Source organism: Sphingopyxis sp. SCN 67-31 (genome assembly GCF_001725095.1).
Genome location: NZ_MEFH01000055.1, coordinates 107,960 through 120,289, shown reverse-complemented (window position 1 = coordinate 120,289; position 12,330 = coordinate 107,960). Strand labels below are relative to the sequence as shown.

10 protein-coding genes are annotated in these 12,330 nt (G+C 67.7%); 3 read left to right on the top strand and 7 right to left on the bottom strand.

Annotation, left to right across the window (positions count from 1 at the left end; translation table 11 throughout):
* Positions 1 to 119: 119 nt before the first annotated feature.
* The 4 genes from ABS88_RS09290 to ABS88_RS09275 are packed head-to-tail and all read right to left on the bottom strand — an operon-like array spanning position 120 to position 5,485.
* On the bottom strand, positions 120 to 1,397 hold the full coding sequence (locus ABS88_RS09290) for an alanine racemase (RefSeq protein ID WP_076074215.1): 1,278 nt from the start codon (positions 1,395 to 1,397) through the stop codon (positions 120 to 122).
* Entirely contained in the window at positions 1,390 to 2,805 is a 1,416-nt protein-coding gene (locus ABS88_RS09285; protein WP_076074212.1) for a D-arabinono-1,4-lactone oxidase, read from the bottom strand. Before ABS88_RS09285 ends, ABS88_RS09290 begins: the two co-directional genes overlap by 8 nt.
* Positions 2,805 to 3,155: a c-type cytochrome gene (locus ABS88_RS09280; protein WP_199775053.1), complete on the bottom strand. Its 351-nt coding sequence runs from the start codon at positions 3,153 to 3,155 to the stop codon at positions 2,805 to 2,807. The genes ABS88_RS09285 and ABS88_RS09280 overlap by 1 nt, the downstream gene beginning before the upstream one ends.
* Positions 3,155 to 5,485 (bottom strand): TonB-dependent receptor, encoded by a 2,331-nt coding sequence (locus ABS88_RS09275; RefSeq protein WP_083675010.1) that lies wholly within the window; start codon positions 5,483 to 5,485, stop codon positions 3,155 to 3,157. Before ABS88_RS09275 ends, ABS88_RS09280 begins: the two co-directional genes overlap by 1 nt.
* Positions 5,486 to 5,712: 227 nt before the next feature.
* Here ABS88_RS09275 and ABS88_RS09270 point away from each other — a divergent pair, with 227 nt between their 5' ends.
* Positions 5,713 to 6,327, top strand: coding sequence for a TetR/AcrR family transcriptional regulator (locus ABS88_RS09270; protein WP_076074207.1), 615 nt, complete (start codon positions 5,713 to 5,715; stop codon positions 6,325 to 6,327).
* 12 nt (positions 6,328 to 6,339) lie between these two features.
* On the opposite strand, the gene ABS88_RS09265 is transcribed toward ABS88_RS09270, so the two are convergent.
* Complete coding sequence (locus ABS88_RS09265) at positions 6,340 to 7,974, bottom strand: sulfatase-like hydrolase/transferase (RefSeq protein WP_076074204.1); 1,635 nt, start codon at positions 7,972 to 7,974, stop codon at positions 6,340 to 6,342.
* A 14-nt stretch (positions 7,975 to 7,988) separates the two neighbouring features.
* A complete protein-coding gene (locus ABS88_RS09260; protein ID WP_076074202.1) occupies positions 7,989 to 8,633 on the bottom strand; it encodes a hypothetical protein in 645 nt (214 codons plus the stop codon).
* Positions 8,634 to 8,760: 127 nt separating this feature from the next.
* Here ABS88_RS09260 and ABS88_RS09255 point away from each other — a divergent pair, with 127 nt between their 5' ends.
* Together ABS88_RS09255 and ABS88_RS09250 are read left to right on the top strand one after the other, a co-directional pair.
* The gene (locus ABS88_RS09255) at positions 8,761 to 9,393 is read left to right on the top strand and encodes a TetR/AcrR family transcriptional regulator (RefSeq protein WP_076074200.1); all 633 of its coding nucleotides are present in this window, start codon (positions 8,761 to 8,763) and stop codon (positions 9,391 to 9,393) included.
* The gene (locus tag ABS88_RS09250; RefSeq protein ID WP_104959344.1) at positions 9,390 to 10,328 is read left to right on the top strand and encodes a formylglycine-generating enzyme family protein; all 939 of its coding nucleotides are present in this window, start codon (positions 9,390 to 9,392) and stop codon (positions 10,326 to 10,328) included. The genes ABS88_RS09255 and ABS88_RS09250 overlap by 4 nt, the downstream gene beginning before the upstream one ends.
* Here ABS88_RS09250 and ABS88_RS09245 read toward each other — a convergent pair.
* A complete protein-coding gene (locus ABS88_RS09245; RefSeq protein WP_286749642.1) occupies positions 10,248 to 12,116 on the bottom strand; it encodes an arylsulfatase in 1,869 nt (622 codons plus the stop codon). The two genes, ABS88_RS09250 and ABS88_RS09245, sit on opposite strands and share 81 nt — an antisense overlap.
* Positions 12,117 to 12,330 lie beyond the last annotated feature (214 nt).

Genomic DNA, 12,330 nt, shown 5'->3' with positions numbered 1-12,330 from the left:
CCATAACCGTCATTGCGAGCGAAGCGAAGCAATCCAGGGCGGTTTACGCCACTCTGGATTGCTTCGCTTCGCTCGCAATGACGATATCAGGTTAAGTCAAAGCAGCCCCGCCCGCAGCGTCAGGCGGAGACCGGAAAGGTCGGCCAGACGCCGCTGATCGTCTCGCCGTCGAACAGCGCGATATCGCCGAATTGCAGGAACACCGCCTCGCTCTGGTTCGGGCGGAAGAAGACATGGTCGTCGGGCTTCAGCGCCACCCGCGTGGACCCGGTCAGCATCTCCTGATTGCTCGACCGGCCGTACAGGTCGCTGAACTGCAACCCCGGCGGCGACACCGGCGTCGCGAGCCAGTGGCCGCCATAGATGAAGAAGGCGCGCGCGGCATTCGGGTCCATGAAGGTCAGCGGGCCGGTAAGCCACTCGTTGCCCGGCAGTTCCATGCGACCCGCCTTGATCACCGGCGTCGCGATGAAGCTGGCGGGAACATGGCGCGCGAGCGACGCGAGGTCGAAATCGACCGGCTTGACGAACGCCGACCCCACCGACACCTCGTTCGCGACCGTGCCCTGCGCGTGGCGCGCATAGGTCGGGCTGCCCGCGCCGTTGAGCGTCAGCGTCGCCGGATCGACGCCCAGCTTATCGCGCAGCACGCCGATCGCGGTGCGATAGAGCTTTTGCGAGGCGGCGTAGGCCGCGTCGGGATCGCTCATCTTCGGCACATGCGCGTCATAGCCCATCAGGCCGCCGACCGCGACGTGCGGGAAGGTGCGCGCTAGTTCGACCGCCTCGGCCAGCGTCCGGCCGTCGGCGAAGCCGCCGCGATGCAGGCCGACGTCGATTTCCATATTGGCGCGCAGCCCCGCCCCGCGCGCCGCCGCGATCTCCGCATATTGCCGCAGCCGCGCGGGCGTATCGATCAGCCACTGGACACGGCCCGCCGCTTCCGCGCCCGCCCGGTCGACGAATTCGGCATATTCCATCGCGGGCAGCGGCTTGCCGAGCAGCAGGTCGGCATCGGCGCGCCCCGCCATGCTGTCGAGCATCGCGCCGTTGAAGACCATGAAGCGGTTGGTGGCGAGGCCGCGCGCGACATGGTCGATCAGGCCGGTCGCGGGGAGCGACTTGACGACGACGCGCAGCGGCAGTCCGGCGGGTTTCAGCGTCGCGCGCGCCGCGGCGATGTTGCGGTCGAGCCGCTGCTGGTCGACGACCAGCACCGGATGCGCGATCCCCGCCTTGCGCAGCGCCGCCGACAGCGCGAGGAAATAGCGGTCGTGAGCGCCACCATGGTCGCCCTTGCGCGACGCCAGCACCGCCGCGCCGCCGAGCACGACTGCGCCGCCGCCGACAATCGCCGCCCGGCGCGTCCAGCGCCTCGTCCGTCCAGCCTCAGCCATCGAGGAAGATTCCCTTCAGATAGTCGTTGAGCATCCGCCCCTCGGGGTCGAGCGCGCGGCGCACCTCGCCCGCTTCCTTCCAGCGCGGATAGAGCAGCGCGAGGTCGGGCGCCTTCAGGCTGTGCAGCTTGCCCCAGTGCGGGCGGCCGCCGTGGCGACGGAAGATCGGCTCGACGATGCTGAAGAAGAAATCATGCTCCTCGCGATAATAGGCGTGGACCGCGATCGACCCGCTCTCGCGGCCATAGAAGGGAGAGAGCCACGCGTCGTCGGCGGCGATCACGCGCACCTCGATCGGGAAGAAGACGTCCTTGCGGTGTGTCTCGATCGCACTCAGCACCTCGCGCAGCGCCGGGACCTGCGCCTCGATCGGCAGATGATATTCGATCTCGTTGAACCGCACCGGCCGTTCGTTGGAGAGCAGTTTCCACCCCTCGTCGACGACCTCCTCGGGCGGGATCTTCGCCAGTTCCTCGGCGGCCAGCTTGCGCCGCAGCGACGGGGCGAACTCGAACCAGTCGCGAAGCTGCTTCAGCCCCATCAGCGTTTCGGTGTCGGCGTCGGGACCGCGCGGCTTGACCGGCCTGTCGGTGACGTCGTTGGAGATCACCACCGAATGGCCGGTGAAGGGCAGGACATAGAATTCGACGTTGCGGTGCCGCTGGCGCAGCGCCGGCCAATCCTCCAGCACCTCTTCGGTAGGGCGCACCTCGGTGCGCTTGAGGATGCGGTTGAGCGGCTGGTTCTGGAGCGTGACCTGCGTCACGACGCCGAAGGCGCCGAGGCCGACGCGCGCGGCGTTGAACACCTCCGGGCGGGTGACGGCATCGCAGTCGATGACCTCGCCCGTCGGGGTCGCGATCCGCATCGCGACGACCGATCCATGCATCGCCTGGATGCCGCGCCCGGTGCCGTGCGTTCCGGTGCCGATCGCCCCCGCGATCGACTGCTTGTTGATGTCGGGCAGGTTGACCATCTCCTGCCCCACCGCGGCGAGCGCGGGGCCCAGGTCGGCGAGCCGGGTGCCGCCGCGCACCGTCGCGCGATTGGTCGCGGCATCATGGCCGACCAGCCCCGCCATGCCGTCGAGGGTCAGCAGCGTGCCGTCGGTCGGCACCAGCGCGGTGAAGCTGTGCCCCGACCCGACCGGACGCACCGGCGCGGGGGCGCGGGTCAGGATGGAAAGCAGTTCCTCCTCGCTTTTCGGCGCGCCTCGCTTTTCGGGGTAGCTGTGCGCAATCCCCGACCAGTTGCTCCACAGCAGGCGGCCTTCGGCGTCCTGCGCCGCGAGCGATGCCGGCTCGCGATCGCGCAGCCAGTTGCGTCCGGCCAGACCGCCGACGCCGACCGCGCCCGCTCCGATGACGCCGCCGCCGACCAGCAGCGCGCGCCGCGTTACCTTGCCCATCAATCCCTCCCCGCCATGAAACGAATGAGCGCCGTATAGTCGTCGGGCGAGCAGGCGAAGCATTGTCCGCCCGCCGGCATGCCGTTCAGCCCGCGAATCGTGCTTTCCAGCAACGCCGCCTCGCCCTTTGCCCAGCGCGCGTCCCACTGCGTGCGGTCGCCGGTCAGCGGCGCGCCGGTGTCCGGAACCGTGTGGCACGACTTGCACGCCTGCTCGTAAAGCCCGGCGAGGCGCACGCCGGCGGGCTTCAGCGCCGCGCTCTGCTCGGGCGTCAGCGGCTTCGCCGGCGGCGGCTCCGACTGGCAGGCCGCCAGCAGGAGCACCGCCGGGACCAACAGCAGCCTGCGCATCAATATTTGACCCGGAACTCGACGCCGAAGCTCCGGGGCTGTCCCTGGAACTGCTCGACGAACCCGAAATCGGCGAGGTCCACGGCGAAATTGATATATTTCTTCCGCGTCAGGTTCCGCCCGAAAAGCGCCGCTTCCCAGCGCCCGTCCTCGTCCTTGACCGCGATACGGCCGCCGAGCAGCCAATAGCCCTTCTGCTTCAGCAGCGGATTGTTGTCGGTCGAGAAGAACTGGCTGCTGCGATAGGACACCGACGGCTGGAGCGCGAGCGCGACGGCGTTCGACAGCGGGATCTCGTAATTGGCGACGCCGCTGAAATTGACCTTGGGCGACAGCGCCAGCCGATTGCCCGAATAGTTGGTCCCGGCGCTGACGAAATCCTTGATCTCGGTATCGAGCAGGCCGAGGTTGAGCGTGATGTCGAGCCGGTCGACGGGCCGCGCGATCATCTCGAACTCGGCGCCATAGATGGTCGCATTCGCCGCATTGGCGAGCAGCGAAACCGGGATCGCGCCGGTGTTGATCAGCGTGTAGAGCTGAAGATCCTTGTAATCATAATAGAAGGCCGCGGCGTTGAAGCGCAGGCGCCGGTCGAGCAGCGTCGATTTCAGGCCGATTTCATAGGCGGTGAGCGTTTCCTCGTTGAACGGCTTCGCCTGTTCCTCCGCCTCGACGGGATCGAAGCTCAGATAGCCGCCGTTGAAGCCGCCGCTCTTGAAGCCGGTCGAGATGGTGGCATAGGCCATGACATCGTCGGTTATGTCATAGTCGAGGCCGACCTTGAACGAAACATTGTCGAACGACTTGCGATTGTCGAACGCATAGAGCGGCAGGATGCCGCCGGGGACGGGGGCGGTCACGATATTGCCGTCCTCGTCCGAGAAGGTCATGATCTCGTCCTCGAACTGCGCCGCGGCGCGGAAACGCTTGCGCTCGTAATTGTAGCGGCCGCCGACGGTCGCACGCAGCGACGGCGCCAGCTCGATTTCGGCCTGGCCGAAGATGGCGGCGGCTTCGGTCGTCTGGCGGTTGAGCGTGCGCGAGAAGAGGACCGGCGCGCCGCCGGTCGTCAGGCCTTCCGGATCGGCGCCGCCGTCGGGGGTCAGCACGCGCAGGTCGCGGAACAGGTCACCCGTCTGGTCCTGCTTCAGCACCTCGTGCAGATAATAGCCGCCCGCGACCCAGGTGACGCTGCCGGTCGATCCCGACAGGCGCAGTTCCTGGGTGACGGTCTTCGACCGCACGCCATAAGTGAGGTGGAGCAGCGCGGCGGGGCTGGCGTCCGAATCCTCCTGGTGCAGCTTGTCGTCGAAATCATAGGCGGAGATCGAGGTCAGCGTCACGTCGCCCAGATCCCAGTTGAGCCGTACCGCGGTACCCCAGCTTTTCGATTTCAGCCGGTCGCTGCGGTCGTAATTGCCGTCGTAGAAGCCTTCGGGGCTGACATAGCCGAGGACGTTGCCGCACTGGTTCGCCATGATCGCGTCGGCGGCGCAGGGCGTCGTGAAGCCGGTGTCGGGATCGAGCAGGCCGAGGCTGCGGAATTGCGGCGAGCGCACGTCGACGCGGCCGCCGTGGACGTTGACCAGCGCGTCGAAATTGTCGGTGACGTCGACCGCGAGCTGGCCGCGCAACGCGAAACTGCCCTGCCCGTTCTCGCGCCGGCCGGTCAGCAGGTTGTGGATATAGCCGTTCGCATGGGTGCCGGTGCCCGCGATGCGGAAGCGGACGCTGTCCGAGATCGGGCCGCCGATCGCGGCCTCGCCGGTGATGGTGTCGAACGAACCATAGGAAAGCGACGCCTGCGCCTGGAAATCGCGGCTCGGCTTCGCCGCGATGAAGTTGATCGCGCCGCCGGTCGCGTTGCGGCCGTACAGCGTGCCCTGCGGCCCCTTGAGCACCTCGACGCGCTCGAGATCGAAAAGCTGGAAGGTCTGCGCGCTCGGCGAGCTGATATAGACTTCGTCCATATAGACGCCGTTCGGACCCGAGTTGTTGCGGTTGGTGTCGCTGAGCCCGACGCCGCGAATATAGATGAGCGGCTGGTTGCCCGCGCCGCCGGGAAGCCCGATCTCGAGGTTCGGCACCACCCCGGCGATGTCGGAGCTCGACTGGATGCCGAGGTCGGACAGCGCGTCGCCGGCAAAGGCGGTGACCGCAACGGGAACGTCCTGAAGATTCTGCTCGCGCCGCTGCGCGGTGACGACGATGTCACCGATGCCTTCGTCGGCGGGCACCGCGTCCTGCGCTGCCGCGATCGCCGGAACGACCAGCGCGCAGCCCGTCAGCATCAACAACGCACGACGCCCCGTCTTAACCTGAAAACCCATCGAATTCCTCCCGAGAATGACAATGTAGTTATCGCTATATTATAGCAATCGCTATAATGGGTCAATATTCGCGGTGCGCAGGTCGACTCGGTTGACTCCCGGGGGTGCCGGCTTTGCCGTGCGGACGATTTGGCGCGCGCGGGCGAACGGGTTATGGGTCGGTCAACCCTCGGGTCAGGACCCAGGCCGATGCGGCCGCGCAGGGAGCGATGGAGATACGGGGAGCAATGGCGATACCAAGGCAGGACGCGGCCGGACGGCCCCGCCGATCGACGCGCGAGCGGCTGCTCGACACGGCGGGCGAGTTGCTGGCCGAGGTCGGGATGGACCGCATCTCGACCAATTTGATCTGCGAGCGCGCCGGGCTCACTCCGCCGGCGCTTTATTATTACTTCACCGACAAGTTCGAGGTGATCGTCGCGCTCGGCGAGCGCCTAATGGATCGCCAGAATGCGGCGCTGGTCCGCTGGCTCGACCGCTACGCGAGCGCGGGCATTCACGCCTATGCCGAGAATAACGAGGAACTGCTCCGCGAGACGGCGGAGATCACCGAGGCCGAACCGGGGGGCGTCTGGATCGAACGCGCGCTGCATTCGAGCCCACGGCTCGAACATGTCCGCATCGAATCGCACCGCTATGTCACCGACCGGCTGACCGACGGCTTCCAGCCGTTCCTGCCCGACCGAACCCGCGACGAGGTCTGGCTGCGCATGCGCATGCTCGTCGAGTTCGGCTATGTCGCGACCGAATTGCTCCACGCCGAAAGCGGAATCGCGCGCGACGCCATCCTCGCCGAAACGGCGCGGATGCAGAGGCTCGTCATCCTCGACCTCGTCGACTGACCCCCGCCAGCCTCAATTGGTCCAATAGACATAATCCTGCCCGTCGCGCCACGGCGCGTCGAGCGGTACGTCGATCCGCACCGGTCCCTCGATCAGCCCCGGCCAGATCGGTTTCGCCATGTCCCTGTTCTGCCGCGCGATCATCGCGGCAAGCTGCGCGACGCGCTGCGGCTCGCGCGCCGACAGGTCGTGCCGTTCGGTCGGGTCGGCGGCCAGATTGTAGAGGCGCGCCTTTTCGGGGCGCTTCGTCACCTGCAGCTTCCAGTCGCCCATGCGCACCGCGCGATAGGCGCCCGACCGCCAGTACATCGCCTGCCGCTTCGCCGGCCCGGCCAGGATATTCTCGCTGTCGATGATGCGGTCGGACGGCAGCTTCGCCCCCGCGGCCGCGGCGATGGTCGCGAAGAGGTCGAGGTGCCCCGTCATGTCGGCGCGCGTCGATCCCGGCGCGATATGCCCCGGCCAGCGCATGAACAACGGCGTGCGGATGCCCCCCTCGAAGAAGGTCGCCTTCCACCCGCGATAGGGCGCGTTGAGCCGCGGGATGCCGTTGTACCAGGCGCCGCCGTTATCGCTGGTGAAGATGACGAGCGTGTTGTCGTCGATCCCCTGTTTCTTCAGCGCCGCCATCACGTCGCCGATGCGCCGGTCGAGCTGCGCGATCATCGCGCCATAGACACGCGTCTTGTGGTCCTTGATCTGCGGCAGCTTCGCATAGTCCGCCTTCGTCGCCTGCAACGGCGTGTGCGGCGCATTGAAGGCGAGATAGAGGAAGAAGGGCCGGTTGCGGTTCGCCGCGATCGCCTTTTCGGCCTCGGCGGCGAAATAATCGGTCATATGCCCGTTGGGATGAAAGCGCTTGCTGCCGTTGAAGGTCACGGCGTGGCGCAGATTGGCCCAGATGAACCGATCGATCGGGTCCCACGGCAGCTTGGCGTTGACCGTATCGGGGTCGTCGTCGGGCAGGAACTTCGCCCCACCGGCCAGGATCGCGAGGCTTTCGTCGAAGCCCTGCGCCTGCGGCTGCAGCGCGGGCGATTCGCCCAGATGCCACTTGCCGATATGGATGGTGTGATAGCCCGCCGCCTTCACCGCCTCGGCGATCGTCACCTCGCCCGACGGAACGCCCATGTCCGGATAGTCGGGAATATCGTCGGTGATCAGATCCTTGTGGAATATCGCCTTCAGCGGCCCGACGCCGTCGCCATGCGCGAGGTTTTCCGCGAAAGCGGTGGGAACGGCGGTGAATTCGAAGCCGAACCGCGTCGGATAGCGCCCGGTCATCATCGCGGCGCGCGACGGCGAACAGGTCGCGTTGGCGGCATAGGCGGTGGTGAAATTCAACCCCTCGCGCGCGATCGCGTCGATGTTCGGCGTCCGGACGATCCCGCCCGCGACCCCGCCGCCGTTGAGGCTGATGTCGTTGAAACCCATGTCGTCGGCGACGATCAGGATGATGTTGGGGGGCCGCTCGCCTGCCGGCGGCGCCTCCGGCCCCTGCTGCCACGACACCGCGCGATTGGGCTGCACCGGGTCCCGCCAGTCCTGGATCAGTCCCGGCAGGCGGAACTTGTTCGCCTCGAACGCCCAATACCCCCCCGCTCCCGCCAGCGCGAGCACGCCGAGCGCCACCCATCTCTTTCGCATCCTGTCCTCCCCACCTATCCGAATGTCAGAACCGCGATGTGACCGAAGGCCGCCGCGAGCGCGAGCGCCAGCCCGACGGTGACGCGCGGGCTGGCGTAAAAGCCGATCTGGCGCTGCGTCGGGAAGGAAAAGGTCGATTCGATCCCCAGCGTCTTGTTCGGATGCGCGGCGCGGAAAGCGGGGTCCGCCGCCATGCGGACCAGATCGCGGCGGCTGCGGTAGCGCATCGTACCGACAAGCGACCAGCCGGGGTCGGCGGGCGTATTCCACGCATCGATATAGCCGCCGACCTTGCGCCCGACGAACAGCGGATGGCCGCCGCGCGCGATCAGGCCGCGCACGAACGGCTCCGAATAGCGGCGCAGCCACTCGCTGCCCTCGCGCGCCGTGCCGCTCGCCGGATCGGTGACGAGACCGGGCCGGGTTCGCACGAGGTTGACCATCACGAATTCGCGGCCGTCGTCGGCTTCCAGAAAGGCGCGCAGCCGTTCGGCATCGTTGCCGGTTTCCGCCATGCGCGGCCCCAGCGTCGCGAGGAAAGCCTCGATCTCCTCGCCGCGCAGCGGGCGGCGGATACCGTCGTAGAACAGCAGGAAGGCAAGCCAGAGGAACAGCGCGCCCGCCCAGATCGCCGCCAGCGCCGTCTCCGGTCCGGTCATCGCCTCTCCCCTCTCTCCGGTTGCCCCGAAACAATTGACACTCTATGTGTCATTATATTCATGGCGACGCAAGACGGTTCGGCGTCACCCATTGACCCCGGCGGCAAGCTGGGCCAGCGGAGGCGGCATGGCGACGCAAACGAAGAAGCGGGAGACGAAGGCGGCGCGGCCGGAGCGCATCGACGGGCGGCGCGAGCGCAGCCGGTCGAGCCACAAACGCATCGTCGAGGCGATGATGGAACTGATCGCCGGCGGCGACCTGATGCCGAGCGCGGCGCGCGTCGCCGAGGAAGCGGGAATCGGGCTGCGCACCGTGTTCCGCCATTTCGACGACATGGATTCGCTCTACAGCGAGATTTCGGCGACCGTCGCCGAGCGGGTGATGCCGATCGTCACCGCGCCTTATCGCGGCGAGGACTGGCGGGCGCATGTCCGCGATCTGGTCCGGCGCCGGGTGCGGGTGTTCGAGACGATGCTGCCCTTCCGCCTCGCCGCGAACATCAAGCGCTATCAGTCGCCGTTCCTGATGGCCGAATATGGCCGGGTGATCACCGTCGAGCGCGAACTGGTGCTCCGTCTGCTGCCCGACGCCGTCGCCGCCGACCGGATCGCGAGCGAGGCGCTGTGCGCCGCGCTGTCGTTCCAGACCTGGCGCGCGATGCGCCACGACCAGGGCCTGCCCGCCGAGGAGGCGGGAACGGTGATGGCGCATATGGTCGATGCGCTGCTCGCCGTCGCGCCCGCAGGACAAGACCGGTGATCGGCCGCGCCGCGCTGCTGTCGCTCGGCGCGCTGGCAGTGCTCGCCGCCTGCGGCAAGCCGAAGGCGGAGCGGCTCGCCGAGGCGCAGCCGCCCGAATGTCCCGCAATGCCTGCGGCCGATTATGTCTGGATTCCCGGCGCTAACTTTACCATGGGCGCCGACGCGACCCTGCCCGAGGAGGCCCCGGCGCGCGCCGTGACGGTCAAGGGCTTCTGGATGGCGACGCACGAAGTCACCAACGCCGAATTCGCCGAATTCGTGAAGGCGACCGGCTACAAGACGCTGGCCGAGAAGGACCCGCCCAGGCTGCCCGGCGCGCCCCCCGAAATGCTGGTTCCCGGTTCGGCGGTGTTCGCGGCGCCGACCGACGGCAACCCCAATTGGTGGCGCTGGGTGGTCGGGGCCGAGTGGCGCCACCCCGAAGGGCCGAAGACGGGCATCGCCGATCGCGGCCGCGACCCGGTGGTGCAGGTCGGCTTCGAGGACGCGCTCGCCTATGCGCGCTGGAAGGGCAAGGCGCTGCCGAGCGAGGAGCAATGGGAACTGGCGGCGGCAACCGGCGGCGCACGGCGCGACGTGCCGGTCGATGCCGATGGCCGCCCGCTCGCCAACTATTATCAGGGCGTCTTTCCAGTCCGCGATCTCGGCACCGACGGTTTCAGGGGCCGGGCGCCGGTCGCCTGCTTTCCCGCCGACGGCCACGGGGTCCACGACCTGATCGGCAATGTCTGGGAATGGACGACGAGCGCTCTCGACACCGACCGCAATGTGATCAAGGGCGGCAGTTTCCTGTGCGCGGCCAATTATTGCGCGCGCTACCGCCCCGCGGCGCGCCAGTTTCAGGAACGCTCGCTAGGCACCGATCACATCGGCTTTCGCCTGATCGACACGACGCGCCCGCCGCCGCCGGACCAGCAGCCAGCCCAGCGCTGAGAAAGCGACGAGCGCGCCCCCGAGCACCAGTGCCGCCTGGATCGCGCGCTTGCGCCCCTGCTTGCGCCACGCATAGAGGTTGATCTGATCGTCGGCGGTGTAGCCCGCCGGCATTTCGAGCACCCCGTTCGCCTTGGCGAAGGCCGCGTAATCGGCGCGCATCGCGGCGAAGCGGTCGGGCATCGTCCGCGACAGGTCGCGCGTCTCGCCGGGGTCGGTGCGGATGTCGAACAATTGCCAGCGCCCGTCGCCGGTCGGCGGCAGGTTGCGCACCAGCTTGTAATCGCCGCGGAAGAGGGCGGCATTGCCCGACAGTTCATAGCCGATCGGCGTGTCGCCATGGACGCTGCCCGCCGCGCCGGCGAGCACCGGAACCAGGCTGCGTCCGGCCAGCGGTTCGACCCGCCGGCCTTCCCATGTCCCGCCATGCGCCGGGACGCCGGCGAGTTCGGTCAGCGTCGGCACGATGTCGGTGACGTGCGCCAGCCCGTCGCTGATCGCGCCCCCACGGACCTGCGGATGGCCGGGCCAAGCGATGATGAGCGGCACGCGCAGCCCTCCCTCGGTCGCACTGAACTTGTAGCCCGACAGCGGCGACGCCGCCGCGCTCGCCCAGCCGGGACCGATGGCGGCGAAGCTGTGCCGGCGGCCGATGTTCGCGATCGACGTGTCATATTCCATCCCCAGGAACAGCCGGTTGCGCAGCCGGTTATAGGGATCGAGCGGTTCGGGTCCGTTGTCCGACAGGAAGACGAAGATCGTGTTGTCGTAATCGCCGCTCGCCTTCAGATGCGCGACGAGGCGACCGATCTCGCGGTCCATCGCGGTCGCCATGCCGGCATAGGCCTGCATCGCGCGCGTCGCCGCCCTGCGCTCGTCGGCGTCGAGCGCCTTCCAGTCGCGGGTGGTCGCCATCGTCACCATCGGCGCGCCCGCGGGCACGATGCCGAGTGCGGCGGCACGCCGGGCCCGCGCCTCGCGCAGCGCCGTCCAGCCGTCGCGATACAGACCCGCATAGCGCGCGATGTCGCTGTCGGGCGCCTGCACCGGGATATGGTTGGCCAGGAAGTTGACCGAGGCGAGGAAGGGCTTGCCGCTCACGCGGTCGGCCTCGATATAATCGATCATCGTCTGCACGACGAAACGCGACGAATAATAATCCTTGGGCAGCTTGCCGGGCTTGCCGTTGTCGGTCCAGTTCGCCTTGTCGTACATTCCCTCGATCGGGCGCTGGTCGAAATTGTCGGCACCCGCATCGGCGAGACTGAAGGCGCGGTCGTACCCGCGTGCCTCGGGCAGCCGCGTCGCGTCGCTGCCCAAATGCCATTTGCCGGTCAGGTACGTGCGATAGCCCGCCGCCTTCAGCATCTGCGCGATGGTGACGACGCTGTGATTCATCACCGTGTCGTATCCGGGCTTGCCGCGATGCGCGTCGGGGATCGTCTCGGGCATATTGCCGAGCCCGGCGCGGTGATTCATCACCCCGGTCTGGAGCATCGCGCGCGTCGGCGAACAGGAGCCCGCGGCATGGAAGTTGGAAAAGCGCACCCCCGCCTTCGCGAGCGCATCGATGTTCGGCGTCGCATAGCCGGCGCCGAACGATCCGACGTCCGAAAAGCCCCAGTCGTCGGCGAGCAGGATGACGATATTGGGATGGCGCGGCGGTGCCGGGGCGCGCTGCGCCGCAGCCGGCACCGCCGCGAGCAGGGCGCCGGCAGCCAAAAGTCCGGCGCGGCGAACGACGGCCATGCGGTCCGGCCCCCCGCCGGTTTCCACGCGCACAGCCATCGCTCCCTCCCTGCTGTTATATTGGCACTATCCATGCCAATATATCGACGCATGCGCAAGGGGGCGTCGCAAGATGGAGGTGCAGATGGAGCGACGTGGGTTAGGGCTAGCGGAGATTCGGTTTCCGCACGCTTATCCTCCCGTCGTCATGCTGAACTTGTTTCAGCATCCATGGCCCGGCCTTCCCTACTGCGCTGCCTTCTATTCAAGGGCA